Source organism: Acinetobacter sp. YH12208 (assembly GCF_013418055.1).
GTDB classification, from domain to species: domain Bacteria; phylum Pseudomonadota; class Gammaproteobacteria; order Pseudomonadales; family Moraxellaceae; genus Acinetobacter; species Acinetobacter pseudolwoffii.
Genome location: NZ_VPCT01000005.1, coordinates 63,343 through 90,206, shown reverse-complemented (window position 1 = coordinate 90,206; position 26,864 = coordinate 63,343). Strand labels below are relative to the sequence as shown.

Annotated in this window: 26 protein-coding genes; 10 read left to right on the top strand and 16 right to left on the bottom strand. The window is 44.6% G+C overall.

The window, feature by feature from the left end:
* Positions 1–44: 44 nt before the first annotated feature.
* The 7 genes from lpxC to murG form a co-directional block, all read right to left on the bottom strand.
* Positions 45–947, bottom strand: coding sequence for a UDP-3-O-acyl-N-acetylglucosamine deacetylase (gene lpxC, locus FTU95_RS06785; RefSeq protein ID WP_005095032.1), 903 nt, complete (start codon positions 945–947; stop codon positions 45–47).
* Positions 948–1,073: 126 nt separating this feature from the next.
* Positions 1,074–2,264: a cell division protein FtsZ gene (gene ftsZ, locus FTU95_RS06780; RefSeq protein WP_005095029.1), complete on the bottom strand. Its 1,191-nt coding sequence runs from the start codon at positions 2,262–2,264 to the stop codon at positions 1,074–1,076.
* 159 nt (positions 2,265–2,423) lie between these two features.
* Complete coding sequence (ftsA, locus tag FTU95_RS06775) at positions 2,424–3,686, bottom strand: cell division protein FtsA (protein ID WP_005173256.1); 1,263 nt, start codon at positions 3,684–3,686, stop codon at positions 2,424–2,426.
* Between the two features lie 69 nt (positions 3,687–3,755).
* A complete protein-coding gene (locus FTU95_RS06770) occupies positions 3,756–4,610 on the bottom strand; it encodes a cell division protein FtsQ/DivIB (RefSeq protein ID WP_180077960.1) in 855 nt (284 codons plus the stop codon).
* Positions 4,611–4,612: 2 nt separating this feature from the next.
* Entirely contained in the window at positions 4,613–5,542 is a 930-nt protein-coding gene (locus FTU95_RS06765; RefSeq protein ID WP_180077957.1) for a D-alanine--D-alanine ligase, read from the bottom strand.
* A gap of 57 nt (positions 5,543–5,599) precedes the next feature.
* On the bottom strand, positions 5,600–7,048 hold the full coding sequence (gene murC / locus FTU95_RS06760) for a UDP-N-acetylmuramate--L-alanine ligase (RefSeq protein WP_180077956.1): 1,449 nt from the start codon (positions 7,046–7,048) through the stop codon (positions 5,600–5,602).
* A 12-nt stretch (positions 7,049–7,060) separates the two neighbouring features.
* A complete protein-coding gene (murG, locus tag FTU95_RS06755) occupies positions 7,061–8,158 on the bottom strand; it encodes an undecaprenyldiphospho-muramoylpentapeptide beta-N-acetylglucosaminyltransferase (protein WP_180077954.1) in 1,098 nt (365 codons plus the stop codon).
* A gap of 419 nt (positions 8,159–8,577) precedes the next feature.
* On the opposite strand from murG, the gene FTU95_RS06750 reads away from it, so the two are divergent.
* A complete protein-coding gene (locus FTU95_RS06750; protein WP_180077952.1) occupies positions 8,578–9,777 on the top strand; it encodes a CynX/NimT family MFS transporter in 1,200 nt (399 codons plus the stop codon).
* 386 nt (positions 9,778–10,163) lie between these two features.
* On the opposite strand, the gene gshB is transcribed toward FTU95_RS06750, so the two are convergent.
* A complete protein-coding gene (gene gshB, locus FTU95_RS06745) occupies positions 10,164–11,114 on the bottom strand; it encodes a glutathione synthase (RefSeq protein ID WP_180077950.1) in 951 nt (316 codons plus the stop codon).
* 144 nt (positions 11,115–11,258) lie between these two features.
* On the opposite strand from gshB, the gene FTU95_RS06740 reads away from it, so the two are divergent.
* The 4 genes from FTU95_RS06740 (at position 11,259) to FTU95_RS06725 (ending at position 14,779) form a co-directional block, all read left to right on the top strand.
* Positions 11,259–11,459 carry a DUF3565 domain-containing protein gene (locus FTU95_RS06740; RefSeq protein ID WP_004281307.1) on the top strand — a complete coding sequence of 67 codons (201 nt, stop codon included), beginning with the start codon at positions 11,259–11,261 and terminating at the stop codon, positions 11,457–11,459.
* A 91-nt stretch (positions 11,460–11,550) separates the two neighbouring features.
* Complete coding sequence (locus FTU95_RS06735) at positions 11,551–12,000, top strand: hypothetical protein (RefSeq protein WP_257220112.1); 450 nt, start codon at positions 11,551–11,553, stop codon at positions 11,998–12,000.
* A 39-nt stretch (positions 12,001–12,039) separates the two neighbouring features.
* Positions 12,040–13,806 carry a copper resistance system multicopper oxidase gene (locus FTU95_RS06730; RefSeq protein WP_180077948.1) on the top strand — a complete coding sequence of 589 codons (1,767 nt, stop codon included), beginning with the start codon at positions 12,040–12,042 and terminating at the stop codon, positions 13,804–13,806.
* Positions 13,793–14,779 carry a copper resistance protein B gene (locus FTU95_RS06725; RefSeq protein ID WP_180077946.1) on the top strand — a complete coding sequence of 329 codons (987 nt, stop codon included), beginning with the start codon at positions 13,793–13,795 and terminating at the stop codon, positions 14,777–14,779. Before FTU95_RS06730 ends, FTU95_RS06725 begins: the two co-directional genes overlap by 14 nt.
* A 149-nt stretch (positions 14,780–14,928) precedes the next feature.
* On the opposite strand, the gene FTU95_RS06720 is transcribed toward FTU95_RS06725, so the two are convergent.
* Entirely contained in the window at positions 14,929–15,255 is a 327-nt protein-coding gene (locus FTU95_RS06720; RefSeq protein ID WP_005095001.1) for a hypothetical protein, read from the bottom strand.
* A gap of 547 nt (positions 15,256–15,802) precedes the next feature.
* On the opposite strand from FTU95_RS06720, the gene FTU95_RS06715 reads away from it, so the two are divergent.
* Complete coding sequence (locus FTU95_RS06715) at positions 15,803–16,012, top strand: cold-shock protein (RefSeq protein ID WP_005094999.1); 210 nt, start codon at positions 15,803–15,805, stop codon at positions 16,010–16,012.
* Between the two features lie 597 nt (positions 16,013–16,609).
* Here the strand turns inward: FTU95_RS06715 and pyrE are convergent.
* Positions 16,610–17,260: an orotate phosphoribosyltransferase gene (gene pyrE, locus FTU95_RS06710; protein WP_005094997.1), complete on the bottom strand. Its 651-nt coding sequence runs from the start codon at positions 17,258–17,260 to the stop codon at positions 16,610–16,612.
* A 40-nt stretch (positions 17,261–17,300) separates the two neighbouring features.
* Between pyrE and FTU95_RS06705 the strand changes: the two genes are divergently transcribed.
* Together FTU95_RS06705 and FTU95_RS06700 are read left to right on the top strand one after the other, a co-directional pair.
* Complete coding sequence (locus FTU95_RS06705) at positions 17,301–18,119, top strand: exodeoxyribonuclease III (RefSeq protein WP_005094995.1); 819 nt, start codon at positions 17,301–17,303, stop codon at positions 18,117–18,119.
* Positions 18,120–18,582: 463 nt separating this feature from the next.
* Positions 18,583–18,933, top strand: coding sequence for a Spx/MgsR family RNA polymerase-binding regulatory protein (locus tag FTU95_RS06700; protein WP_034609159.1), 351 nt, complete (start codon positions 18,583–18,585; stop codon positions 18,931–18,933).
* Between the two features lie 70 nt (positions 18,934–19,003).
* On the opposite strand, the gene FTU95_RS06695 is transcribed toward FTU95_RS06700, so the two are convergent.
* Entirely contained in the window at positions 19,004–19,441 is a 438-nt protein-coding gene (locus FTU95_RS06695) for a DUF2147 domain-containing protein (RefSeq protein WP_005173279.1), read from the bottom strand.
* A 156-nt stretch (positions 19,442–19,597) separates the two neighbouring features.
* Here FTU95_RS06695 and FTU95_RS06690 point away from each other — a divergent pair, with 156 nt between their 5' ends.
* Entirely contained in the window at positions 19,598–20,509 is a 912-nt protein-coding gene (locus FTU95_RS06690; protein WP_180077944.1) for an alpha/beta hydrolase, read from the top strand.
* Between the two features lie 61 nt (positions 20,510–20,570).
* Here the strand turns inward: FTU95_RS06690 and FTU95_RS06685 are convergent, their stop codons facing one another.
* Entirely contained in the window at positions 20,571–21,140 is a 570-nt protein-coding gene (locus tag FTU95_RS06685; protein WP_005094985.1) for an FMN-dependent NADH-azoreductase, read from the bottom strand.
* A 262-nt stretch (positions 21,141–21,402) separates the two neighbouring features.
* Between FTU95_RS06685 and FTU95_RS06680 the strand changes: the two genes are divergently transcribed.
* Positions 21,403–22,599 (top strand): GGDEF domain-containing protein, encoded by a 1,197-nt coding sequence (locus FTU95_RS06680; RefSeq protein WP_180077942.1) that lies wholly within the window; start codon positions 21,403–21,405, stop codon positions 22,597–22,599.
* Between the two features lie 31 nt (positions 22,600–22,630).
* Here the strand turns inward: FTU95_RS06680 and dsbD are convergent, their stop codons facing one another.
* The 4 genes from dsbD to FTU95_RS06660 all read right to left on the bottom strand — a co-directional run bounded on the left by dsbD (position 22,631) and on the right by FTU95_RS06660 (position 26,309).
* The gene (dsbD, locus tag FTU95_RS06675; protein ID WP_218944632.1) at positions 22,631–24,475 is read right to left on the bottom strand and encodes a protein-disulfide reductase DsbD; all 1,845 of its coding nucleotides are present in this window, start codon (positions 24,473–24,475) and stop codon (positions 22,631–22,633) included.
* Between the two features lie 17 nt (positions 24,476–24,492).
* On the bottom strand, positions 24,493–25,248 hold the full coding sequence (locus tag FTU95_RS06670) for a transporter (protein WP_180077940.1): 756 nt from the start codon (positions 25,246–25,248) through the stop codon (positions 24,493–24,495).
* A 21-nt stretch (positions 25,249–25,269) separates the two neighbouring features.
* Positions 25,270–25,812 (bottom strand): hypothetical protein, encoded by a 543-nt coding sequence (locus FTU95_RS06665; RefSeq protein WP_005094976.1) that lies wholly within the window; start codon positions 25,810–25,812, stop codon positions 25,270–25,272.
* Between the two features lie 128 nt (positions 25,813–25,940).
* Entirely contained in the window at positions 25,941–26,309 is a 369-nt protein-coding gene (locus FTU95_RS06660) for an HPF/RaiA family ribosome-associated protein (RefSeq protein WP_005094974.1), read from the bottom strand.
* Positions 26,310–26,864 lie beyond the last annotated feature (555 nt).

The window sequence follows — 26,864 nt, the reverse complement described above, 5'->3', positions numbered from 1 at the left end:
CTATTGACGCAATAACTAAAACATAAAGACACAAACACAATGACTTATGTCACATTCACATACATGATTGGACAATTGGCCTCGTCATCAAATGTTACAATTTCATAGCAGCTTGGATCACTTTTCACATTGCGCAACAGCTGATTATTCAAAGCATGTCCAGATTTATAACCATCAAATTTGGCAATGATCTGATGTCCAAGCAGATACAAATCCCCGACTGCATCCAAAATTTTATGGCGTACAAATTCATCAGAGAATCTTAGACCCTCTTCATTCACCACTCCGGTTTCATCCACACCAATGGCATTCTCCAAACTGGCTCCCAGTGCCAGATTATTGGCTTTGAGATAATCCAGATCTTTCATAAAACCAAAGGTACGCGCTTCACTAACCTCATAAACAAAAGTTTCAGTCGAGAAATCGATACTAGCGGACTGATGTTCTTTTTTAAAAGCAGGATGATCAAAATCAATGGTGAAATTCAGCTGAAAGCCATGGTGCGGACTAAAAATAGCACGCTTATCATCAATCAGTGCTTCAACCGGTTTAATAATCTTGACGAATTTTTTCGCAGCATCCAGTTCTTGCAGACCACCTTGCATGAGCAAATAGATAAACGGGCCTGCACTGCCATCCATAATCGGCACTTCCGAGGCAGAGACTTCGATAATCAGGTTATCAATTCCTAAACCGGCAATCGCACTCATGACATGTTCAATCGTACCGACTTTGGCATTTTCCTGAACCAGATTCGAGCACATGAAAGCTTCCTGAATCAGCATCGCATCGGCAGGAATGTCGACCGGCGGATTCAGGTCAATACGACGAAACACAATTCCCCCATCGGCATGGTGCGGCACAAAGTTAATCATGACTTTTTGCCCACTGTGAAGACCGATTCCGCTCGCTTTCACGATACGTTTCAGGGTACGTTGTTTCAACATGCTTCTTTCATCTGTTCATCAATAAAACCGCTATACGTTAGCATATTTGGCCATTGAGAAAAAACAAAAAGGTGGCTTAAAAGCCACCTTTCCTGTGTAATCATGGTAAACACATGATGTTACATGTTATTTACGCTGTTGATTCTTAAGATAATCCTGAATACTCATTGGCGTTGGACGCGGGCTTGAAACTGATGCTGCAGCATTCGCTGGCGTAGCGGTTTCATGCTGTTGGCGCTGAATCGCTGGTACATCATCATCTTCTACCACAGCCTGTGAGGCTGCTGCTGGGCGCGTTGCCTGTACATTGGTACGTTTGGTCGGTTCAACTGAATCCGCTGCATGACGGGTTAAACCCGTTGCAATCACGGTCACACTGATTTCATCACGTGCATCCGGATCAAATACCGTACCGTAGAACACCTGACCTTCATCCAAATCGACAATCTGGTTAACAACATCGGTGATTTCTTCAATTTCACCGAAAGTGACATCATCGCCACCCGTTACGTTAATCAGAATACCTTTGGCATTCATGATGGTTACGTTATCGAGTAATGGGCTACGAATAGCCTGTTCAGCAGCCTGACGGGCACGGTTTTCACCACGGCCTAAACCAACACCCATCATGGCATAACCACGAGTACTCATCGCTGTTTTCAAATCGGCGAAGTCAAGGTTAATATGACCCGGACGTACCACAAGATCAAAAATACTGCGTACCGCATTCAGTAGCACATCATCCGCTTTTTTATAGGCATCTTTCATTGAAATATCACGGAAGACTTTCAATAAACGCTGATTTGGAATGATAATCAATGAGTCGACATGCTGCTCAAGCGCTTCAATGCCTTTTTCCGCAGATTGTAAACGGCGCTTGCCCTCAAAGTTGAATGGCGTCGTCACTACACCAACCGTCAGGATACCCATTTCTTTGGCAATTTCAGCAACCACTGGCGCAGCACCCGTTCCGGTACCACCGCCCATACCCGCAGTGACAAAGACCATATCGGTCCCTTCAAGCTGCTGGCGGATCAGTTCACGGCTTTCTTCTGCGGCAGTCTGACCCACTTGCGGATTGGCACCTGCACCCAGACCACGGGTACTTTGCTCACCCAGCTGAATTTTAAATTCGGCTTCCATGCGATCGAGTGCCTGCTTGTCCGTATTGGCACAAACAAACTTTACGCCCTGGATATCAGACTGCAACATGTGTTGTACAGCATTACCACCCGCACCGCCTACACCAAACACAGTGAAACGGGCTTGACCATTGCTATCGCTATGATCGTCTTCGAAAAATTCAAATGAGGCCATGACCTATAAAATTCCTAATTCATAATTGGCAGTCACTAAGCCCGTACACTGCCTTAATCTTAATAAAATTGTTTTTAAGAATGCTGCTCATGCGTTAACTTGTCAAGTACAAGCCCGATTAACTACATCTTCTCAACAATATTCACAATAAAAATCGACTTAAAAGATTGATTTCAAGGTGTCATTAAAGCCAGACCAAGCCCGCTTGACGCGCTGAGTTAACGATAATCGCTCTACATCATCCTGTTCTACAATCGTGTCTTGAGTATCACTCTGACTAAACATCAGCAAACCCGCGACCGTACTATATTGCGAACGGCGTAGCGCTGCCTGATGCTGTTCATCGGCATACACCTGCGTTGGTGGATTACCCAAATGAGCTGACACACCCAAGGTACGGCGTACAAAACTCACCATACCTTCAATATGACTGGCATCACCGGTCAGGACCACACCATGATACAAGCCCTGGATCGCGCCATTTTTCACCAGTTCATCACGCACCAATCCAAGAATCTCGTCATAACGCGCCATGATAATTTCGGTCAGCTCAATCCGGCTGATGGTTTGTGGCCCATCAATCCCCTGGAACTGAATCATATGGTCAGGCTTGACCACTTTCAGGTCTACGCAGCCATACAGCAGTTTCAGGCGTTCAGCTTCTTCGGTCGTGGTCTGCAACACCGCCGCAATATCACGGGTCACATGCTCGCCACCACGCTGGAAGGTATGGGTTAAGGCCAGACGACCATCCACATACACCGCCACATTGGTGGTGCCGGCACCGATATCGACCAGACAGACGCCATATTCTTTTTCATCTTTGAGCAGACTGGCCTCAGCAGTTGCCAGACTTGAGACCACCATTTTCTCCACACCAATATTGGCGCCCTTGAGGGCACGGTCAATATTTTGCATGGTGCTAATCGGCAGCATCATCAGATGATAATGACCAGTCATGCTATGTGCAGACATCCGAATCGGATTCAGCACCCACTCTGATGAGTCATCCAGCTCGAAGCCCAGAGGCACAGCACTGACCAGATAATGGTCTGAAGTCAAATGACTGGCTTTGGCCAACTCCAGTGCACGAACCACTTCGCTGGTGGTAATCGCATGTTCGCTATTGTCGATCGAGGTTCGACCTGAAGCATAAAAACTTTTTAATTCGGCACTTGGAATAGAGACCCAAGCAGAATGCACCCGACACTCCGCCATATCTTCTGCTTCTTGGACGGCATTTTTAATTGCGGTAATAACTTTATCGAGACTGACAATTTTCCCTTTACTCATGCCTCGGTTACGAGCGGTAGCCATACCAATCACTTGGATATTGTCTGGCGCGTGTACCTTGCCAATCAAAACTGAAACTTTGTGTGTCCCAATGTCAATCGCCACAACCGAGGGAACAGCTTCACTCATTATTCACTACTACCATTACATGTTTGTTAGATTTATGGCTTGAATGCCTCTATTTTTTAAAGCCGATCATTATGGCTTTACTGTTACATTATTCTCAACGCCCGTGTCATCAATGGTTACAATAAAATGCCCATTTACAATTTTAGGCGGAATTGAATTTTTCCACTGTATCGACAATCCATTGCGATAACGCAGGTCGATGGCCGAAATTTTAGACCAGACCGGCTTTAAGTCGCTTTGAGATAGATAGCTCAAGCGCTGTAATTTGCTCATGGTCTGATCTTTATCCACAATTATTCTTAAACCCGAATCAAACTGCATAAACCAGGTCATTCGCTCGGTGAGATAGAGTTCTTTTAGACGAATGCCGTGTGGCAAAAATAACTGATTAATTTCATTATAACGACGCATCATGGTTTCTGCATGGCTCGCCGGCCCATGTAGTAACGGTAATGCCTGATAATTCTTGGGTGTGACTTCCGTGAAAATAACACCACTGTCACTTAGTAAACGCCCTGTCCCCCAACGCGCAATCGCATGATGCGGCATGACCCGTACCCGAATGCCATTTGGCCAAGCTCGGGACACCACGACCCGATCTACCCAGGACAATTCCAGGGTACGATCACGGATCGCTTCCAGATCCGAAGTAAAATAGTTTTCGGTCACAATCGGTGACACATATTGCATGACCTGACGCTGTTCAGCAGCCGAGCGCGTACCTATCACGCCCAGCTCTGCCACGTCACTATTGGTCATGACTTTATATAAGCCCAATATTCCAAAGGCCAGCACCAATACCGCAATACACAACAATAACCAGCCACCAAAATTGGTCAGCTTTTCTTTACGTGTTGGCGGCTTGTCGTGAATTGAAGTAATCGCAGCACGTTTACGGCGCATGGAAACAGGAAGTTGAGCCATATTTAGTGTGCCGAACCGGTCAGAGTCTGTTCCAGAATCGCAACACACAGCTCATCAAAACTGTATCCAACTGCAGCTGCCGCTTTTGGCACCAGAGAATGACTGGTCATACCCGGTACAGTATTTACTTCAAGCAACCAGAAGTTGCCCTGTTCATCCTGCATGGCATCAATCCGGCCCCAACCACTGGCACCGACTGCCTGGAATGCGCGCAAACTCAAGGCTTTTAACTGCTGCTCTTCAGCTTCGCTTAAGCCACACGGAATGCCATATTGCACATCATTACGGTTATATTTAGCTTCATAATCGTAGAAGGCGACATCTTGAGGTGGTTCAAGACGAATCACGGGCAGCGCCTGACCATTTAAAACCACAATGGTGTATTCACGGCCAGTAATCCATTTTTCTGCCATCACCACGGCATCATGTTCAGTTGCCTTGGCAATTGCTTCTGCAAAGTCTTCAATTTTTTCGACCTTGCTCATGCCGATACTTGAACCTTCATGCACCGGCTTGATGATCAAAGGCAAGCCTAAAGCATTGACAATATCGGTCGCATCAGAGTCTTTGGTGACAATGCGATATGGTGCTGTCGGCAATTCCGAACCCTGCCAGACCTGCTTGGTCTTGACCTTGTCCATGCCGATTGCAGAGCCTTGTACCCCTGTACCGGTATAGGGCACATTTAGCCATTCCAGTACACCCTGAATCTGACCGTCTTCACCACCACGACCATGCAATACAATGAAAGCACGGTCATAATTTACCAGTTCTGTGACACTACGTTGCTGCGGGTCAAAAGCTTCCGCATTGACCCCTGAACGCACTAATGCCTCAAGTACCGCCGTACCACTGTCTAGAGAAACCTCACGCTCTGCAGATTTACCACCAAGCAACACGGCAACTTTTCCGAATTTTGAAGCATTTGACACGTTTATATCCTTAAACTTTTTTCAATCTGGTCAATTCAATTCAGTCACGCAAGATGACTATTTTATATATAAGTGATTTTGCGCAAGCTCGACTGAGATTGCTCCAACATTACCTGCGCCCTGGGTTAATAACAAGTCATTTGCTTGCAATACTTTTCTCATGATCTGATTCAGGTTGCCGTCCGCCGCATCGACCAGAATCGGCTCGACTTCACCACGTAGACGAATGCTACGGGCCAAAGTACGGCTGTCTGCCCCGACAATCGGTTTTTCACCGGCAGGATAAACATCCAGCAACAATAACTGGTCTACAGTAGAAAGCACTTCCACAAAATCATCAAAGCAGTCACGGGTACGGCTATAACGGTGTGGCTGGAACATCATCACTAGGCGACGGTCCGGATGGCTCTGACGCGCGGCTTTAATCGTCGCTTCTACTTCTTTTGGATGATGACCATAATCATCCACCAGTTTCACATCACCGCCCTCAATCGCAAACTCACCCTGAACCTCAAAGCGGCGACCCACACCACTAAAACCTTCCAGTGCACGGCAGATTGAAGCATCAGACACGCCTTCATCGGTTGCTATACCAATCGCGGCCAGGGCATTCAGCACATTATGCAAACCTGGCTGGTTGACCGTTACACGCAATGGCTCACGCTCTTTACGCAATACGGTAAAGTGGGTTTGCATGCCATCCTGATCAACATCTACTGCGCGGATGTCATTGTCTTCATTGAAGCCATAAGTCAGTAATGGACGTGCAATCCGCGGCATGATTTCACGGATATTGGCATCATCACCACAGACTACGGCCAGGCCGTAAAATGGCAGTTTTTGCAGGAACTGGATAAAGGTATCTTTCAGGACATCGAAGCTACCGCCATAAGTATCCATATGATCGGCATCAATATTGGTCACCACGGCAGCCATCGGTTCCAGGTGCAGGAAAGAAGCATCTGACTCATCGGCTTCGGCTACGATATAACGGCTGGCGCCCAAGGCTGCGTTCATACCGGTACGGTTCAGCAAACCACCGATCACATAGGTTGGATCCATGTTTTCTTCAGCCAGCATACAGGTGATCAGACTGGTGGTTGTGGTTTTGCCATGCGTGCCGGCAACGGCAATACCATGACGGTAACGCATCAGTTCACCCAGCATTTCCGCACGGCGAACCACAGGAATACGGTTTTCAATCGCGGTTTTAATTTCCGGATTTTCTTTATCAATCGCGGTAGAGACCACGATCACATTGGCACCCTTAATATTATTTGCCGCATGTCCGATATAGACTTTAATGCCATTCGCTTCCAGCTGTGCGGTGGTATTGGATGCCTTGATATCTGAACCGGAAACTTTATAGCCTTGGTTTTTCAGTACTTCTGCAATACCACACATGCCTGCGCCGCCGATCCCCACAAAATGAATGTGTTTGATACGGCGCATTTCCGGCACTTTAATTAACTTTTTCGCTTGTTCAGCTGGGGTTGTTGGAGACATAGTTTACTCGGATTACAATTCTTGAATTAAACGGACCACATGTTGAGTCGCATCGGGTTGAGCCTGTCGACGTGCTTTTACCGCCATTTCCATTAATAGCTGGCGATTCAGCATCGGCTCTAATAAGGTTTTTAAACTTTCCGGGGTCATGCTGGCCTGTGGGCAGATTTTTGCCGCATTAATCTTGGCCAGAAAACCGGCATTGGCAGTCTGGTGATCATCCACCGCACTTGGAAGCGGTACAAAAATCGCAGCCACACCTGCCGTCGCAATTTCGGTCACCGTCAATGCGCCAGCACGACAGATCACCACATCGGCATCACTATAGGCTTTGGCCATATCTTCAATAAAAGGCTGGACTTCGACGTGCAGATTTGCCGGAGCATTGGCATAACATGCACGCGTCGCCTCAGCATGGTTTTGACCACACTGATGATAGACATTTAAAGGCACATTGAACTGTTTTAAGGCTTCAGGCACCCGTTCATTTAAGGCCTGCGCCCCCAAAGATCCGCCCACGATTAAAATGCGTAAGGGTAATCCTGCTTTTTCACGCTCCTGATAACGCCAGGACGGATTTAAAATGTCACTAATTTCTTGGCGCACCGGATTGCCCGTGGTCACGATTTTATCCTGTGCGGGAAAGGTGTCCGGAAACGCCTGACACACCGTCTTGGCAACACGCGACAATTGGCTATTGGTAAAACCGGCCACCGCATTCTGCTCATGAACCAGCACCGGAATGCCTAGGATACGCGCAGCCAGACCACCCGGCCCTGCCACATAACCACCAAAGCCGGCTACGGCATCGACTTTTAGCTGCTTCATGTATTTCATGGCACTAAAAGTCGCTTTCATGATTTTAAAAGGGGCCAAGGCCTTACGTACAAAACCATTACTACGCACACCCTGAATATCAATTTGATAAATAGGAATATTCTGATTTTTTAATAAACGATTTTCCATGCCTGCAGGCGTAGCCAGCCAAGACACTTCAATCCCTTGTTGTTGTAAATTTTTTGCAACGGCTAACGCTGGAAACACATGTCCACCCGTACCTGCGGCCATCATCATGACATGTTTAGGCTGTTTTTGCTGAGCGTCGGTCACGGTCTAATTCTTCAATTTAAAAAATGGAACAGGAAATCTGATTTAAGTGGTCAATTGTAATCACAATTGTAGGGCCTTGAAAGTTTATTTACTTTATTTCAACAAGGCATTAATTGTTTTTTTCATACGATTTTAAAGTTTAAACTAGTTTTGTTATCAGGCAGGCATTTTTCCTTAGACTTAAGTGACATATAAACACAATTTTAACCCTCTTTCATTTAATCTTTCCCTCACTGTATTTGTTAGATCTATTTGTTTTTCGGGATTTTCTCAGCAATTTCTATTCATTCACCAGTTTAATTGCTCTATTAACTTATGCCTAAATCATATAAATCTTAATAAAATTTTATGTTATCCATATCGCTATATACTTTTTTAGCTGTATTAGCGCATTGATTGAATGGATTAAATCATTATAAATGTCAAAAATATCAATTCGTGACCTATGGATTATTTTGGCCGGCTATTTGGCGGCTATTCATGTCGGGAAACTTTCTGCGGTTATTCCCATTTTACAACAGGATTTAGGTCTCAGCTTTACGCAAGCCGGTTTTTCCCTGTCTCTGGTTCAAGGCGCGGGGATGCTGTTTGCCTTGTGTATTGGTGCATTGTCAGAAAAAGTCGGTTTAAAACGCTGTCTGATCTTGGCGTTGATCATTTTAGGCCTCAGCAGTATGGCAGGCCTCTGGATTCAGCATGTCGCGGCGTTGTATTTCTTCCGTTTTACTGAAGGGATCGGATTTTTAACTATCTCCTTATGTGCCCCTGCCATTCTCAAACGTATCAGCCGAGTTGAAACACTCAATTTTAAAATGGGACTCTGGAGTTCCTATATGGGGGTTGGTGTCAGTCTTGCTGTTTTTACCATTCCCATGCTGCTTGAATACCTGAGTTGGCAAAGTATTTGGGCCATTTTAGGGAGTCTCTGTCTGCTCATTGCAGTGATGATTAAACGGTATTTATATATTGAAGCGGTCACACCGGTACAGCCGAATCGCCCGCAAGCCAGCACAGAAAATACCTCCTTCTGGCAAATTATTAAAGTGACCCTGACTCACCCACCGATTTTGTGTTTGGCCATTATTTTTGCCTGTTATACCAGTCAGTGGATAACCGTGACTGGATTCTTGCCTACCCTGTATATCGAACATGGGATTGATTTAAAAGTCGCAGGGGCTCTGGTCTCGATGGTGGTGCTTGCTAATTTAGGCGGTACCTTTGGCGCAGGTATGTTGCTGCAAGGTGGCTGGAAACCCAAAACCCTGTTAAGCACAGGATTTATCGCCATGCTGTGCAGCAGCTTGCTGACTTTTGCGGCAAGCTCTTGGCTGTCATTTGAATTACAGTTTGTGAGTGCCGTACTGTTTTCACTCATTGGCGGAATGATTCCGACCACGATCTTTGCGATTACCCTGCGCTATACACCGCGTGCCAATGCCGCAGCCGCCAGTGTCGGTCTGGTTTTACAGGTTTCAGCCTGTGCGCAATTCTTTGTACCTCCTCTGAGTGCGGCACTGGTATCCACGACACAACAATGGGCCCATATCGCGACAGTCACAGCCTGTCTTTCTATCTTAGGGATATTGATGACGCTGCTTTTATTTAAGCGATATGCTTAATAAAAAAAAGCCTCAGATGAGTAATGCCAGTCAGTTAAGAAATTGACTAGCATTTTCTTTTTTAAATTCATGATCATATTTGACAAGTAGAAAAGTCATCCGCAACTGTTTGAGGCAGGACTAGATTTAAAAATGATTGTTTCTGCGACAAATTTACTAGTCGATGGTGGCTGCCGAGTTTTGCGGTGAGGAGTGTTGCTCCGCAAGATGCCTTCCTTGCGAAGCTTCGCTTCTCATTTGGGCGAAACCAAAGTAACAAATTATTTTCAAGCATTTGATTTATAAAGTTAAGACTCCGTCGTGAACGACTAAAAAGTTAAAGAGTCTACTTCTAAACTCCTTAACTGATCAGCATTACCTCAGATGAGGCTCTTTTTCTGTCTGGTTTAAACCTGCCGCGAACGGCCTGCCTCTAATACAGCAAACAGATCATCGGCAATTGAGGTTCCAAACTGGTCATCAATTTCACGAATACAGGTTGGGCTGGTTACATTAATTTCAGTGACATAATTACCAATCACATCCAGTCCTACAAAAACCAGACCTTTTTCTCTAAGATAAGGGCCTACTTTTGCCGCAATGGCGCGGTCATTTTCAGTCAGTGGACGTGCTTCTCCCAGACCGCCTGCCGCCAGATTGCCGCGCACTTCACCATTTTGTGGAATACGGGCCAAGCAATATGGTACTGGCTCGCCATTAATCATCAGGATACGTTTATCACCTTCGACAATTTCAGGAATATAACGCTGTGCCATAATCGGCTGGGTACCGTTATTGGTCAGCATTTCAATGGTTGAACCAATATTGATGCCATCCTGATACAGGCGGAAAATTCCAGTACCCCCCATGCCATCCAGCGGTTTCACAATCACATCGACCTGTTCTTTGAGAAACTCACGAATCAGGCTTTGCTGCGAAGTCACCAGTGTCGGAACTTGCAGATGCGGGAACTGGGTCGCAAACAGTTTTTCATTACAGTCACGCAGGCTTTGTGGCTTGTTAATAATCCATGCACCTTCGCGTTCTGCCTGCTCCAGAATATAAGTGGTGTAGACAAAATTCATATCAAAAGGTGGATCTTTACGCATTAACACCACATCATAAGCAGCGATGGATTCTTTCTTTTTTTCACCGAGTTCATAATAGTGATCGTAGTCTTCAAACACCTGTAGCGGCGCTATCAAACCAAAAGCTTTGCCCTGTTCAATATATAAATCTTGTTGTAATGCATAACCAAGCTCATGCCCACGGCGTGCTGCTGCCCAAAGCATGGCCATGGTCGAGTCTTTCTTCAGGTTTACATTTTCGATGGGATCCATCACAACAAGTACGCGCATGTGTCTCTGCTCTTTTTCAAAAAATGACTTAGCAAGGAGTATAGCTTGTGTGGATTCTTTTGTTTATGGTGATTTTGCATGACTTGTTCTGTATAGATTTTTAGATAAGTACTGAGGCAGATTGAGCTCAAAAGGAGGTTTGCCATGCAACAGGCAATTATCGGTTTTCATTTGGATGAAGAACAGCATTGGGTTGCAGAGCTGGCCTGCGGACATGGCCAGCATGTACGGCATACCCCGCCGTGGCAAAATCGGCCCTGGGTGATGACCGAGCAAGGTCGCAAAGAAAAGCTTGGCATGCTGCTGGATTGTAAAAAATGTGAAAAGTGCGAAACTGAAACCTGAACCTATAAAAGTGTGATGTAGCTGACTAAAAATAATCTCGCACAGGATTTGCTAATTGCAGTCACTGCGTTTATGCTTTTATTGCTCAAACATGCAGCGTATTTTTTCAGGGTGGACTTTGCTCACACGGCTCGTCAAACAAATCTGGTTGGTGATGCTTATGGTTTTTGCCATAGGCTGGAGCAGTGTGTCTATTGCTTCTGCAACAACCATGCATTTGGTCATGTCGTCTGAACAGATGAGCAGCCATTGTCTGGATATGGTAAAAGCCTCCACCTCTCATGCTATGCATGAATCTGCGCATAACTCAGATCAAGACCTGACACAGGCTGACTGTTTTCCGAATACGCCACAGCACTCACAAGACTGTCTGGATTGCAGTATGATGGCTTGTCAAAGCCAGATGAGCGGCTTGCAAATTTCAGTCCCTGAACTGACAGTATTCGACCATCATTCTCTAGAAAGAACCCTCCTCCCAACTTATCATGCCAAACACCTTGCCGGTTATTGGCAGGAAATCCTGCGCCCACCCAAAACTTAATCCTGAATATTCAATTTTTTATTAATTAAGGATTAAGTGATGTTAATTAAAATTCCCCAATGCCTATGTCTGGGCATTTGCCTGATGTCATCGTCTGCAGTTTTTGCAGCTGTTAAAGAATATCATCTGGTTATTGATGAAAGTCCGCTCAATCTCACCGGAAAGACGGTCAAACGGATTACCGTAAACGGAAAATTCCCTGCCCCCTTGCTGGAATTCGAAGAAGGTGATGATGCGGTGATTCATGTGCAAAATAACCTGAAGAATCAAGATACCTCGCTGCACTGGCATGGCCTGCTCCTGCCCGGCCTAATGGATGGTGTCCCTGGATTTAATGGTTTTCAGGGTATCAAACCGAAGCAGTCTTTTACTTATCGTTTCAAGGTTCGTCAAAACGGTACCTATTGGTATCATGCGCATTCCAAAGGCCAGGAACAGGACGGCTTATATGGTGCCTTGGTGATTTATCCTAAAGCACAAACACCGATGCCTGAGCATGAAAAAACCGAGCGGGATTATGTGGTGATGCTGTCGGATTTTCATGAACAGGACAGCCAGCAGATTCAGAATAATTTAAAAAAATCGGCTGAATATTATCAGAATCAGCGTGAAACCGTGGGCGATGTACTCCAGCAGGTAAAACGTGACGGTCTCAAGGCCACCTGGTCAGATCGCAAAATGTGGAACCAGATGCGCATGTTGAAAACCGACCTGTCTGATGTCAGCGGTTATACCTTTTTAATCAATGGCAAAACCCCGCAACAGAACTGGAGCGGCCAATTTAAACCGAATGAAAAGGTTCGTCTGCGATTCATTAATGCCTCGGCCATGTCGTTTTTCGATGTACGTATTCCCCAGCTTAAAATGACCGTGGTTAGCGCCGATGGACAAGCTGTACAGCCGGTCGCTGTAGATGAATTCCGTATCGGAACTGCTGAAACGTATGATGTGATTGTGGAACCAACTGCACCTCATTACCAGATTGAAGCCGAATCGATCGACCGTTCAGGCTTTGCCATTGGCAGCTTGCACAATGAGGCTGATCCAGCGACACATCCGATTCAATTACCGACGCCACGTCCACGTGCCTTATTGACCATGGAAGATATGGGACATGGCGAACCGCATGACATGTCTCATACCGCACACAGCAGTCAGACCACGAAATCTGCAACAGATACGCCTAAACATGATGAGCATGCCCAGCACGACATGCACGCAGGTCACAGTGCTATACCCAAGACAAATCCGTCTCATCCACCGGTTGAGGGTTGGGTCAATATGTCTACGCCTACAGGGCATAAAGCATTGCAATATCAAGACCTCAAAGCCCTGACGCCACAAACCGATACCCGAGCCACAGAACGTGAACTGGTGATTCGTCTGGGTGGAACCATGGAACGTTATATCTGGACCATCAATGGTAAAAAATTCAGTGATGCCGAACCATTACAGGTGCAATATGGCGAACGGATCCGTTTGAAATTTATCAATGACAGCATGATGGCGCATCCGATGCATTTACATGGCATGTTTATGCAGTTGGAAAATGGTCAATCTGCTGCACAGATGCCAAATAAACACACCGTGATTGTGCCACCTGGAAAAACGCTCACAACCTTATTAACGGCAGATGAACTGGGAGAATGGGCGATTCACTGCCATCTGCTCTATCACATGAGTGCCGGCATGATGAATAAGCTGATTGTGGCACATGTGAATGACGATCAAGCTTCTCATGCTTCGCCGCAACAAATGCCGTCAAAGCCAGCAGTGGATCAAGGAGAAAGCCATGCACATCACTAAGCTCTTTTTAAAATCGGTATTAAGCAGTGCACTGCTCGTGGCGAGTTTCGGTATATTGGCAGCGGATCATCAGGATCATCAGGATCATCAGGATCATCAGGATCATCAGGATCATCAGGATCATCAGGATCATCAGGATCATCAGGATCATCAGGATCATCATCCTAGCAAAACCGCAGTACATCACAGCGCTCCTATTGCAGTGCCGGATCTACGCTCACATACCCAACAAGCTCGATCTTTATCTGATCAAGAATCTGTAGGGCACGAAAAACCTGTTGGCGCTACTGCGGAGCATGACCATCGGAAAGAACATGGTGCACAGATTTATAGCCAAGTCATTCTGGACCAGAAATGGCAAATCAATTCAGCTGGAAATGGCGCTTTTAAATCAGAGAATGAAGCCAGAATTGGTACTGATGAAAACAAGGTTTTTCTCAAGCTGCAGGCAGATAAATCTGAATCGAGTCAGGCTGACTATGCGGCCGAAATCCTGTATAGCCGTAATATTTCCGATTTCTGGGATGTACAAACCGGTTTGCGCTACCGTCAGGAAAATATAAGCCAGCATACAGCTTCCCTACAAAATGAACGTTTCGATGCAGTGCTTGGACTGCATGGCCTGGCCCCTTATTTTTTTGAAACCAATGCCTATCTCTATGTCGGTGAAGATGATTTTGTCGGATTCAAACTGGAAACAGAACGTGACCTGTTGCTGACTCAGAAACTGATTATGCAGCCCTTTATTGAACTGGATATCATTTTCAATGATCAAGCTGCGAGTGCGAAAAAATCTGGTCTGAGTCATGCGACATTAGGATTGGAAACCCGTTATGAGATCAGTAAAAAAGTCATGCCTTATCTGCAGGTTGGCTATGAATATAGCAAAGGAAACAAACAGGCTGTCTGGCAGCAGGCATCCGGCTCTGACTGGGTCTGGATCTATGCTTTAGGACTTAAAATGATGTTTTAAGGACGGATTATCATTTTTAAGATAAAAGGTAAGACCACGACGAAGTATGAAAAACCCATTCATACTTCGTCGGCTGTTATTAAATTGACTCAAGAGAAGGAGGCTGTGTATTGTCCAGAGAAAGCATTGCTACTGCCTGCTCTCTGTTTCTATTCCTCACTCTGTTTATCATTACTTTTGGCAATCAAGGTGCCTAACATAATCATAAAGGTGATTACCCCACCAATCACCAGACTCATCAGCCCAATTTCAAGCATAAAGTCAAGATTCCCGACTTCCCGGTGACCCCAAAGGAAATGCAGACTCTTTCCAAAGATAAAATTGATGGCATAGATAATCAAAAAACTCATTATGGTCGAAATCAGTAAAGTGACGATCAGGTTTTTCCAGATTTTACAGCCGACCAGCAGGATAATAATCGTTAGGCCTACAACTGCAATAATGGAGATTAATAAAACACAATTCCAGTAATCCATGAGACTCACTCTTATTCTGGTTTTAAATTAAAATTAAGAAATTCTTATAGTTAATTTTTCCATGTGTTTTTAATATAGGGGCCTTTGAATAGCTGAACAATGACCAGAACTATCTTAAACAAGCCAGCTACAAATTTACCCAATGTTATAAAATACATTCACTTAGAAAAATATTGCCGCGTACTGGTTCAGTTTGATTAACATAAAGTAACGTAAGTAAAATGTATGTTTGTTGTTTTGCTTGAGTAAATCTTTTATACAGTCAGTCATACTAAAAAAATTGACCAGCACATATTTAAAAAGAAAGATCCACGTATATTTATAAGAAAAATAAATAATAAATATAAAAAACTTGAATATTTGCTGATTTAGGTTATGCTGTACTCAACTAGAAAAAAGTGTTGTTTAGTTAAACTTCTTTAAGTACCGCAGTGTTATTTTATAATCCTCAGTTTTTTCAGATCTTTATTTCAATTCTTGTTGTTTTTCAAAGTTATCCATAGTCATTTCAATGGCTAAAATTATTAAAAATTTGATAGGTTATATTATGTCTACTACAGTTACCGGTACAGTGAAATGGTTTAACGAAACTAAAGGTTTTGGTTTTATTCAACAAGAATCAGGTCCTGACGTTTTTGCTCATTTTAAAGAAATTAGCAGTTCTGGCTTCAAAACATTGTTTGAAGGCCAACGCGTTTCTTTCAGCGTAGTTGAAGGTCAAAAAGGCCCGAACGCGATCAATATCGTTGCGCTATAATTTAGCCCAGCAATAAAAAAAGCACCTTAAGGTGCTTTTTTTGGCTCTAAAGATTAACAATCTTCAAAAGCGATCGGTTGGTGATGCTCTCTAAACCTATTCCAGTCATTTAAACCAGTAACTCACCTTATTTATTCTCCCCGCGCCTAAGCCTGTTACATCTGGGCCTGCATGAATCGCTAAAAATGAAAATCCCCCAGCATCCTGCCGGGGGATTTTCGTGTTGGTTCGCTGGGTATGACTCCTGTCTTACCTTACTTTCCTTGTATTTATCTCTTGTTATTCTTTTATGGAACATCCTGTTCCTGATGAATTCATCATAGGCAATGCAGCACAGCACGTATAGACGCAAACGGCTTGAACTCACGTAAGCAAATGCGTACAGAATCACTGAATATTATTGTCAATTTCCAGTATTTTAAACTGTATTCATCTACATCAAGATTGAAAGTCTTTAATATTAAAAATCTTTGAATTACAGCACTTTGACTTGGTTTTTTAAGTATTCACCCTGTATTTGAATGCTTAATTTCTACATCAATTGAACTTTAAAACAAAAAAGGAAGCTGTAGCTTCCTTTACGATAAGGATCACCGCTTAGATCCCGTATTTAACTCGATAATCTTCCATTTTAGCTAAAGCTTCTTGATCGCCCTTGGTTTCCAGATAGTCCATCAAATCTTTCATGGTAATTAAGGCATGTACAGGAATCTCGAGCTCTTGCTGCACTTCCTGAATGGCTGATAAATCGCCCTGACCTTTTTCCTGACGGTCAAGTGCAACCAAAACACCTGCGATTTGTGCACCGGCATTTTTCAAGATTGTCACGACTTCACGAATCGCTGTTCCTGCCGTGATCACGTCATCAATGATCCAGACTTTTTTACCTGCTACAGAAGCACCGACTAGCACGCCACCCTCGCCATGATCTTTGGCTTCTTTGCGGTTAAAACCCCAAGGCACACTCACCCCATGATTTTGTGATAGCGCCACAGCGGTCGCTGCCACAAAAGGAATACCTTTATATGCAGGACCAAAAACCACTTCCACATGGTCACATGCCGTTAATTTTGCTGCATAGCCAGAAGCCAGCAATGTTAAGGCTTCACCATCATTCAGCAGACCCGCATTAAAAAAATAGGGACTCACACGTCCCGATTTTAAAGTAAACTCACCAAATTTAAGCACACCGCGTGATAATGCGAGTTCGATAAAAGCTTGCGGGTTAAACTGAGCTGGCGTTGGCATGAGGTGCTCCTAAATCCATTAATTAAGGTAAGACTTGCGCATGATACCAAAGAGTAGCTATCCAGGTGATCAAAAAATTCTTCGTGTCGTTTCAATTAATGTCAACGGTTTACGCTCATCGGTGAGCAAAGGCCTATTGGAATGGATGGAACAGTCGGATGCCGATGTGATCTGTATGCAGGAAAGCCGGATCACCCATGTGCAGTGGACCGATAAATTTAAACCGGAAGGCTGGTATACTCATCTATTCCCTGCCGAACGTCCAGGTTATGCCGGTACCGCGATTTATAGCCGCCTGCCCTTCGTCTCTTTAACCGATGGTCTGGGCTTTGAACTGGCAGATTCGCAAGGCCGTTTTATTGCAGCCGAATTTGATTTAGGTTTGGAGCAAACGGCCCATATCTGTTCATTGTATCTACCTTCCGGCTCATCAGGCGATGAAGCACAAGCGCGTAAAGATCACTTTCTGGAAGAATATGCCAAAATCCTGAAACAATGGCGCGATGAAAACAAATCGGTGATTGTCTGCGGTGATTACAACATCGTGCATAAACGGATTGATATTAAAAACTGGTCCGGCAACCAGAAAGCTTCCGGCTGTTTACCACATGAGCGCGCCTGGCTAGATCATATCTATGATGAACTCGGTTATGTCGATACGTTCCGCGAAGTACGCAAAGAAGCTGAACTGTATTCCTGGTGGTCAAACCGCGGACAAGCCCGAGCCAAGAACGTCGGTTGGCGGATTGATTATCAGGCCTGCTCACCAGACTGGAAAGAGCGTACCGTCAATGCCTGGGTGTATAAGGAACAATGGTTTAGCGATCATGCCCCAGTGATCATCGACTACAAACTATAAAAAGATACCTATCAGTTGAGTGCACACCTGTTCACTCAATTAAGGCTTATTGCTTACATGACATGACGTATTTTTTGGGTTTATCTCGATGTCATAACAGAGCATTATAGCCTCACGGCACAGGGACATGTCAGGATGACAATATAAGGACAGGACGCCGTAGGAAGAAAATAAAACAAACTAGAACATTTAGCTTGTTTTTCATGGATGTGACAATGGACGTTGAATTGAGACCCGCATGATCAGGATGATTAAATGCGGGTTTTCTATTTCCACTGCCTAAAATTATTATTTTTTTTATTGTTGTTTTTCTTGCTGATCATTTTAAAGCGCATTGATGTCATTTTGATGACGATTCTGCCTCCCTATTTTAAATTGTTTTCTAATCATTCTATTTTGCATGGTCGACTGCTGCGAATTTGGTTAAGCTAGGCCATGATTTAAGATGTGTTAGATGGCGAATATGTTAAAAATTTACGGGATTAAAAACTGCAATTCGATGAAAAAAGCTTTTGACCTACTGACTGAGCTGGGGTTGAGCTATGAATTTCATGACTATAAGAAACAGGGCATCGATGCTGATACCATTAAAGTCTGGCTGAATGCGCTGGGTCAGGATGTGGTATTAAATAAAAAAGGAACCACATGGCGCAAACTGACTGAAGAACAGCAGCAAACGGCGCTGTCCAGTGAAGATGCTTTAATTGCCGCATTAAGCACTCATACCAGTTTAATTAAACGTCCGATCTTGGCCACGCCCACAGGTTTTATTGCCGGTTTTGATGACGCGGCTTATCGCACCCTAAGTAATTAATTATTATCCTAAATAATTCATACAAAAAAGCCTGACAGCAGTCAGGCTTTTATCTTTCTATCGAACTGGATTAGTTTGCACGAACCCAAGTCTGGTTACGGCCTAATGCTGCCACACCAATAAAGCCACGAAGCTCAAGTTTCTTGCCACCATCTGCCAGTTGGCCTTTCAGTTTGTAAGTTTTACCAGATTGCGGATCCAGAATTGAACCACTGTCATAGCTGGTACCACCTGAATTCTTAAGACCTTTCACAATGGTCAAGCCTTTGAGTGACTTGTTCTTGTACGGACCTTCACACTTGGTACAGGCATTTTCTTCACCTGGTGTTAACACAGATTGAATACTTGCTGACAACGTACCGTTCTTTTGTTCAGTAAATTTAACCATGGCCTTAGGCTGCTTGGTTTTATCATCAATGGTTTTCCAAACCGTGCCATTTAAAGGATCTGCGGCATTTGCCAGTACAGATAAGCCTAGTAGTCCTAACATAAGCGCTATTTTTTTCATTTTTCTTCATTTCCTTAGTCTGAAAATAGACCTCTGTAGTATTAAAAAGTCACAACAATTTTTCAATTTTTAGCTGTGACTATTTAGTGTAACCTTGTAAATATGGTTGGTAAATAATCTACATGATCAATAAAAGCACAAAAAGATGGAAGGAAAATGAAGATAAGCCCGTTAACAAAACAATTAATTACAGAAAGCATCTTAAAGACAGTCATTCGTGCCCCGAGCAGATTCAATCTTCCACCGAGTTCAATGCGCATTGCACTGGAGCAGATGTGCAAACTCTTTCCACAAGACAAAACCGTACAGATTCGCTCGCTACGTCTGGCGGGTCTGCGCGCAGAGGAAATTAAGCCGCAGCAAGAGTCGACCCAGCTGATTTTTCATATTCATGGCGGGGCATTTTATTTAGGCTCTTTAAATACCCATCGTGCCTTTATGACTCAAATTGCGGCTCGAACCCAGATGCAGGTACTGCATGTAGATTATCCGCTGTCACCGGAATCTGCCTATCCAGAGGCCTTGGAAGCCTTGTTTGATGTGTATAACTTATTGCTCGATCAAGGCGTTCAGGCCAAAGATATCATCCTGTCCGGTGATTCTTGTGGGGCCAATCTGGCGCTGGCCTTGGCGCTCAAATTACAAAAAGAAAACCTCCCACAAGTGAGTGGTTTGATTCTGTTGTCTCCTTTGCTGGATTTGACCCTGACCAGTGAATCGTTGCGCTATAACAAGAAACATGATGCCCTGCTGTCTCTAGAAACAGTTGAAACTGGCATTGAATATTATGTCCCGCGTGCCATCGATCGGGGTGATCCGGAAGTTTCGCCCTTTTTCGCCGATTTAAGCGGCTTGCCCCCAACTCATATTCAGGTCGGTTCCAAGGAAATTCTACTGGATGATGCCAGTCGTTTTAAGGAAAAAGCCGAACAGGCGGGTGTCGATGTGGAATTTAAACTGTATACCGGCATGTGGCATAACTTTCAGATGTTCAGTGCCTGGTTTGAGGAAGCTCAACAGGCGCTGAGCGATCTGGCAGCCTTCGCGCACCGTCTGGATCGAGATTAATCACTGTTCACCCATATAAAAAGGCCAGCATAGGCTGACCTTTTGAGTTGTTTTTGGATATTTAGATGGCTTGAACCTGCTGCAGTGCCGTCTCTAAGGCTTGTGCCTTGATCGTTTCGCCCATGTTCACGCCTTCCGCACGAATCACTTCAATATCGGTTACGCCGGTAAAGTTAAACACGGTTTTCAAAAAAGCTTCCTGAAAATCGGCAGGACTTTGCTCACCATAAACTCCGCCACGGCTGCTGGCAATATATACTTTTTTATTGCCCGCCAGACCGACAGGGCCTTGTTCGGTATATTTAAACGTACGTCCCGCCACACAGATCCGGTCAATCCAGGCTTTTAAGGTCGATGGTAAGCCAAAGTTATACATGGCCGCGCCAATCACCACGATATCTGCCTGTAAATACTGTTGCAGGATGTCTTCGCCTAATGCAGTCTGTTCTGCATTCTGACCCATTAAAATTTCAGCCGTGAGATGTGGAATCGGCTGCGCAGCAAGATCGAGATATTCAAGCTCGATGGCCTGAGCATGTTTTTGTTGTAACTGACTCACCAACGCCTGAGTCAGCTGACGCGAAATAGAGGCATCGCCTAAAATACTGGAATCAATCTGTAAAACTTTCATGGCTTCGCTCTCATCTATGGGGCTATCTAACTAATGCAGCCATTTTAAGGCTTAGGTTGCATGAAATAATTAGCACAGATAAAACACATCATTCTGAATTTAGAACAAAACCAGCTTTAATATTAGAAATTCCTATTTTGCAGACGCCTTAAATATTGTGGTTTATCAAGCGTTAAAACTTATGTTATCTTATGTAAATGAAGCTATAAATAGTCAATAAATCTTAAAAAGTTGCCATAATAATTTAAGTCAGACCGACAACATGAAGCGAATATCGCCTGTATTACAAAAAATAATCAAACACAGAATCACGAAATATCTGGTCGAAGATGAAGTCGTGATGAACTGGAGTATTCTCAAAAAGTGCATCCTGATGCTAACTTTGGGCTGCGGCGTACATCTGACTTGGCTCGGTTGGGATATCTTTGTTTTATTCAATCCAGAGTATTGGCAATATGTTCAGTTAGAACGGGTTCATACCCAAGTTATCTTGAACAGCAGCTTTTTAGCGATTTTATTGGCACTGATTTATCCCTGTTATAAATTTCAGGGCAATCCTCTGGTGGAACGTTATTTGCCCTATCTGGCAGTCGGTACTTTTGTGATTTCGCTGTGCCGTGATGCCTATGTCGTGGGGGTGATCAGCCCTGTGGCCACCACATCCTATGTCTGTTTAATTATGGTGGGACTGGTGCTGTTTCATCGCAGGCTGGTTTATAGCATGCTGATTCCAGCCTCGCTCTTTTTAGGCGGTTGCGCTTATTTGAGCTTCAGTCAGCAATTGCCTTATTCTCCTTTATTCAACATTCAGGACAAGCATTTTTATAATGCTTTCTGGCTGTTTTCAATGCTGTATTTCATTGTCCCAATTTTAGCTGTATGCATGGTGTTATTTGAAATTTTACTCAGCCAATGGCGTCATCGTGAAGAACTCATCAAGCAGCTCAGTCAGATTGATCCGCTCACCAACCTGTTTAACCGGCGCAGTATCAATCAATGTCTGGATCAGCTCAATGCTACGGCTGTACCCCATTACGCTCTGGTTCTCTTAGATCTGGATCACTTTAAGAAAATTAATGATCTGTATGGTCATCATAAGGGCGATGAAACCTTGGTTGAAGTCAGTGCTGTATTAAGCCAACAGTTACGCGAAAGTGATGTAGTGGGCCGCTTTGGCGGTGAAGAGTTCATTTTGGTGCTGAAAAATACCAGTCTGGAAAAAGCCAAACAAGTAGCAGAACGCTGCCGCAGCGCGATTCAGCAATTACAGATGATGAGTGATGAAGGTGAGCCGATTCCGGTGACTGCCAGTTTCGGAATTGCTATTTCCAAAGCCGAGTTACGCCCACAACAGCTACTCAGTCAGGCCGATCAGGCGCTTTATCAGGCCAAAGCCGGTGGACGTAATCGGGTCAAAGCCTATGCTGAGCCGGTGACTGCACAGATGCAGGTTTCTTAAACGGGTTCAGCTTTTTCGATGATTATGAATATTATAGGGTTGAGCTTTGAGCCAGACGTTGCAGCTGGGCCAGCAATTCTGCTTCGCTAAAAGCACCGGTCAAACGTAAACCGCGAATTTCCTGCTGCTGCTCATTCAGAAATAAATAGGTTGGTGGTCCCAGAATTTCCCATTGATTTAACAGCATTTGATGCGAGGCATTGTATTGGCTTAAATCCAGCTTGATCAGGAAATAAGGTGCCAGAGCCTGCTGTACCTGTGCAGATTTTAAAATACGATGTTCAATCGGCTGACAAGCGACACACCAGTCGGCATAGACATCAATCACGATCTTTTGCCCTTGCGGTGCTGTATTCAAAATCTGCTGAAATTCTGCTGCGCTGCGTGCCACATGCCACTGGGCTTCTGTACTGGACTGCTCAACAAAAAACCGCTGACTATGCTGATATTGGCTATAACTGATATAAGGCAGCGCTATCACCAGACACAGGATATATAACCACCTCAAGCCGGTACGATGCCAGAAAATCCGGAACAGTACATAAGCCACAAAGGCCATGCCCAAGCCCAAGGATAACCACTGTAAAGTCGCTTCTGAAATCAGTGGGCGAATAAAATACAGTGCCAGCGCCAGCATGATAAAGGCAAAGAGCACTTTGATCTGATTCATCCAGTGCCCGGCTTTAGGTAGTACCCGTGCACCCAAAATACTGGCCAACAGTAAAGGTGTGCCCATACCAAAACCGAGGGTAAATAGCAGCAAGGCACCTTGCCACTGGCTTTGGGTCTGGGAAATAAACAAGAGTGCACCCGCCAACGGTGCGGTCATGCATGGCCCGACCAGCAGCGCCGAGATCATGCCCATGACTCCAGCACTGACCAAACTACCGCCCTGCTGCATGGCCTGAGCCCGATCCAGACGCTGAACCAGACGTTGTGGCAGTTTAATCTCAAACAGTCCAAACAGATTCAGGGCAAACAGGACAAACAACACACTAAACGCAATCAGGGTACCGGGTTGCTGCAACCAACGCTGGAAATTCAGGCCGGCCGAAGACGCAATTAAACCCAGCACCGCATAGACCGCGGCCATACTGCTGACAAAAGTCAGGGCGATCATCCAGGCTTTGACACCTTTGCTGTCCCGTACAATCAGCGAGGTCAGGATCGGCAGCATCGGCAAGGAACATGGGGTAAAAGCCAGCAAGATTCCTAAGCCAAAGAACAGTAACAGTCCATAACCCAAAGAGCGTTCAAGCAATTGAGCTGACCATTTTTGGTCTTGTGCCGCACCGACTGCGGGTTGCCCGCTAGAGGTTGCAGAAAATGCATCCGCTGTAGATTCTGAGGAAGCCGCTGTATTAAACAGGGTATTGTGTTGTAGTGATGACCCGTTTAGATCAAGTAAGCGCTTGCTTCCTGGGCCGGCAGCTTCAAATTGCACCAGACCTGACAGATCTGTCTTGAACTGAATACTTTGCGGCGGATAACAGATTCGGTCTTTGGCACAGCCCTGCCAGCTCACCTGATAGGACTGGTTGGCCTGCGTCGGAATCTGAAACTTTAACTGCTGATAATACACCTGGGTATGCCCATAGTTGTCATCATACAGATCTTCAGCGAGTGGCAACTCAAACGAAACGGGCTGGTTGCCTTGACGGACTTCAATTTTATGCTGATACAGATAATAGTTATCCGGAATCTGCCAGCTCAGTTCAGCCTGTTGCTGACTGGTAGAAATCACATGAACAGGAAAAGCCTGCTCGGCAGACAAGAGCGCTGTTTCGGCCTGAGCTGGACTGCTAAACACGAAGCTTCCCAAGATGACCGGGGCAAGTATTTTGCCCCAGCTCTGAAATTGCGGGTTTCTGATCATCACGAAACTGGAGTGTCCTAGAATAAGAAGGATACGCCTAAACCTGAAAAGTAGCTTCGCTCTGCACCGTCCAGATCAACCCCCACACTGGCATCCAGCTGAACACGGTCATTAAATGCATACATTAGGCCAGTGCCAAGCGCGTATTCATTGTCGATGCTTTCAGCTTTACGGTAAATCAGTTCCGAATAGCCTGACCAGCGATCGGTGATCTGGTAGCCGATCGATGGAATCGCAGCTACGGCCCAATTGCTGTCCTGCCATTCATAACGCATAGTCAATGCGGTACTGACCAAGTCATTATATTGGTACGATACGACAGAACCCAGGCTGTAAATATCTTCTTCATTACTGAAACCGGCATTGCCTGTCGCAATGACTGCTTCGGCCAGCAAGGCCAGACTCAGTTTGTCATCATCCAGATCAATGGCTTTTTTCAGACCAATACTGACATCGCCCAGACCATCATTTTCATTCGTCTGACCGTTGGATTTGACTTGTGACCAGACAGGGCCTTCCCAGCCCAGACGCAACTCCAGACCATCACTAAGTCCGGTACGTAACAACATATCTGCATTCAGTGTCGTTACCGTTTGCTCGCCCGACTTGCTGTAGCGGGCTGTGGGTAAACCTTGCTCCCAGGCAACATTTCCGACCGGGGTAATGCCTGTACTCAGACCTTCACCTGCTCGATCAAATTCAAAATCTGCTGCGAAAAGTGATGCACTGCAACCAGTCAGTGCAATTAAACCCAAAGTTTTTAATATTGTCATCTTGGTGCTCTTTATTAAAATTTAACCCAGTTCTTTGCTCATTTTTGCGCCATGACTACGCAGGAGTTCTAGCGTCTGTTTTTCTTCATCCAAGGCTTCTGACCAGTTAATTTCATCAAAATCACAATCGAAGAACAGGTCACTAATCGAAGATAAAATGGTCATGCCATCTTCATCTTTGCTATTTGGATCAACTTTTTCATCGAGTAAACGCTGCACGGCAGGTGCACATGCGGCACTTGCAGCATCCCATAATGGGCCATAAATTTCTTCTGCATCCCAGAGATGCAAATTCACTTTGGCCTGGATCAATTCTTCCAGAATTTGTAAATGTACAGCCAATCTTGCCTGTTTTTCTTCAGCTGAAAGTGGGGTGCCGGCTTCATATAACTCGCATACCTCTTCCCACCATTTAAATAAACCATCTGACCAGACCGAAATTACCGGGCCTTTGTCATGATCAATAAAATTTGGATTGAGTCCATCTGCCAAAAGCTGCTTTACCTGATCCAGATTTAATTCTTCGAGTGCTTGCACAAAAAGCTGTTGTTGCGCAGTTAACATGATGGAGCTCACTTTCATTCGTTTTCGACTATTATGCCGAATAACGTGCGGCTTTGTTGCGCTTCTCACTATTATATTTTTATTTCATACAAAAAAAGCCCCGCAGGGCTTTTTAAAATCGGTCAGCATTACTCGTCAATCTCTGCTGCAGTATCTGTATCTGCCAGTGCTAAGGCACCAGGACGAACATTGTCTTTTTTCTCAATCACATGTTCCAGACTGCGTTTTAGCCGGTCAATCGCACCACGAATGGCAGTATCCACATTGTGAGCGCGATGATTGACGACCACGGGTTTTAACCCTGCAGGACGCGCTTCTATCATGCAGCGAATATCATCATCACCGCCTTTGGCGCCATTTTCATCACTGAGATGGACTGAAAAATGAGTAATACGCTCACTATGGCGCTGGAATTCTTGATTTAATTCTTCACGTACATAATCAATTAAACGCTCGCTATTCTGAATGTGTTTATCTGTACGAAGTTCAATATTCATAAATTACCATCCTCAATCTTTGTAACTTTTTGAGTGCAAAAATTTTTATCTTGGCACGTTTGTAACTTGCTGTTTCGCATCGCATTTCACTTCTTCAAATGATTGGAATTACACCCTCCACTTTGAATGATGAACACATTTTTGAGTCTGCAGAACCGTGTCCTTATATCTTGAATATCAGCCCTATCTTGAAAATATGCAAGTCCTATTTTGGCTTTTTAGCAAAAGAATAATGGATTGTGACAACTGTTTACTCAGCTTAAAATAGGGTTATTGACCTCTCTCAATTACATTATCATTCATATGATTTCATCAAAAATTGATAGCGAAATATTCTTATAAAAAAGTACAAATAACATCCAGATCACTCTGTTCATGAGCTGAAATAATGGCAAAATCTGAAGAGTTTATCTGAAAATCTCAGGAGCAATAATCAGGTGGATTTTCTGGAGAATATAAGCGTGACAAGCCTTACAATGGTTCTTCCCTCTGCTAGGCTGGTGATTGTTTTCTACTCGTCTTAAAGATTTTCAAAAATTCTTATATCTTCCCCTA

What these genes read in the sequence shown, in the direction of transcription:
- lpxC (WP_005095032.1), bottom strand. Translation starts at nt 947, where the DNA reads ATGTTGAAACAACGTACCCTGAAACGTATCGTGAAAGCGAGCGGAATC.
- ftsZ (WP_005095029.1), bottom strand. Translation starts at nt 2,264, where the DNA reads ATGGCCTCATTTGAATTTTTCGAAGACGATCATAGCGATAGCAATGGT.
- ftsA (WP_005173256.1), bottom strand. Translation starts at nt 3,686, where the DNA reads ATGAGTGAAGCTGTTCCCTCGGTTGTGGCGATTGACATTGGGACACAC.
- FTU95_RS06770 (WP_180077960.1), bottom strand. Translation starts at nt 4,610, where the DNA reads ATGGCTCAACTTCCTGTTTCCATGCGCCGTAAACGTGCTGCGATTACT.
- murC (WP_180077956.1), bottom strand. Translation starts at nt 7,048, where the DNA reads ATGTCTCCAACAACCCCAGCTGAACAAGCGAAAAAGTTAATTAAAGTG.
- FTU95_RS06750 (WP_180077952.1), top strand. Translation starts at nt 8,578, where the DNA reads ATGTCAAAAATATCAATTCGTGACCTATGGATTATTTTGGCCGGCTAT.
- gshB (WP_180077950.1), bottom strand. Translation starts at nt 11,114, where the DNA reads ATGCGCGTACTTGTTGTGATGGATCCCATCGAAAATGTAAACCTGAAG.
- FTU95_RS06740 (WP_004281307.1), top strand. Translation starts at nt 11,259, where the DNA reads ATGCAACAGGCAATTATCGGTTTTCATTTGGATGAAGAACAGCATTGG.
- FTU95_RS06735 (WP_257220112.1), top strand. Translation starts at nt 11,551, where the DNA reads ATGCAGCGTATTTTTTCAGGGTGGACTTTGCTCACACGGCTCGTCAAA.
- FTU95_RS06730 (WP_180077948.1), top strand. Translation starts at nt 12,040, where the DNA reads ATGTTAATTAAAATTCCCCAATGCCTATGTCTGGGCATTTGCCTGATG.
- FTU95_RS06725 (WP_180077946.1), top strand. Translation starts at nt 13,793, where the DNA reads ATGCACATCACTAAGCTCTTTTTAAAATCGGTATTAAGCAGTGCACTG.
- FTU95_RS06720 (WP_005095001.1), bottom strand. Translation starts at nt 15,255, where the DNA reads ATGGATTACTGGAATTGTGTTTTATTAATCTCCATTATTGCAGTTGTA.
- FTU95_RS06715 (WP_005094999.1), top strand. Translation starts at nt 15,803, where the DNA reads ATGTCTACTACAGTTACCGGTACAGTGAAATGGTTTAACGAAACTAAA.
- pyrE (WP_005094997.1), bottom strand. Translation starts at nt 17,260, where the DNA reads ATGCCAACGCCAGCTCAGTTTAACCCGCAAGCTTTTATCGAACTCGCA.
- FTU95_RS06705 (WP_005094995.1), top strand. Translation starts at nt 17,301, where the DNA reads ATGATACCAAAGAGTAGCTATCCAGGTGATCAAAAAATTCTTCGTGTC.
- FTU95_RS06700 (WP_034609159.1), top strand. Translation starts at nt 18,583, where the DNA reads ATGTTAAAAATTTACGGGATTAAAAACTGCAATTCGATGAAAAAAGCT.
- FTU95_RS06695 (WP_005173279.1), bottom strand. Translation starts at nt 19,441, where the DNA reads ATGAAAAAAATAGCGCTTATGTTAGGACTACTAGGCTTATCTGTACTG.
- FTU95_RS06690 (WP_180077944.1), top strand. Translation starts at nt 19,598, where the DNA reads ATGAAGATAAGCCCGTTAACAAAACAATTAATTACAGAAAGCATCTTA.
- FTU95_RS06685 (WP_005094985.1), bottom strand. Translation starts at nt 21,140, where the DNA reads ATGAAAGTTTTACAGATTGATTCCAGTATTTTAGGCGATGCCTCTATT.
- FTU95_RS06680 (WP_180077942.1), top strand. Translation starts at nt 21,403, where the DNA reads ATGAAGCGAATATCGCCTGTATTACAAAAAATAATCAAACACAGAATC.
- dsbD (WP_218944632.1), bottom strand. Translation starts at nt 24,475, where the DNA reads ATGATCAGAAACCCGCAATTTCAGAGCTGGGGCAAAATACTTGCCCCG.
- FTU95_RS06670 (WP_180077940.1), bottom strand. Translation starts at nt 25,248, where the DNA reads ATGACAATATTAAAAACTTTGGGTTTAATTGCACTGACTGGTTGCAGT.
- FTU95_RS06665 (WP_005094976.1), bottom strand. Translation starts at nt 25,812, where the DNA reads ATGTTAACTGCGCAACAACAGCTTTTTGTGCAAGCACTCGAAGAATTA.
- FTU95_RS06660 (WP_005094974.1), bottom strand. Translation starts at nt 26,309, where the DNA reads ATGAATATTGAACTTCGTACAGATAAACACATTCAGAATAGCGAGCGT.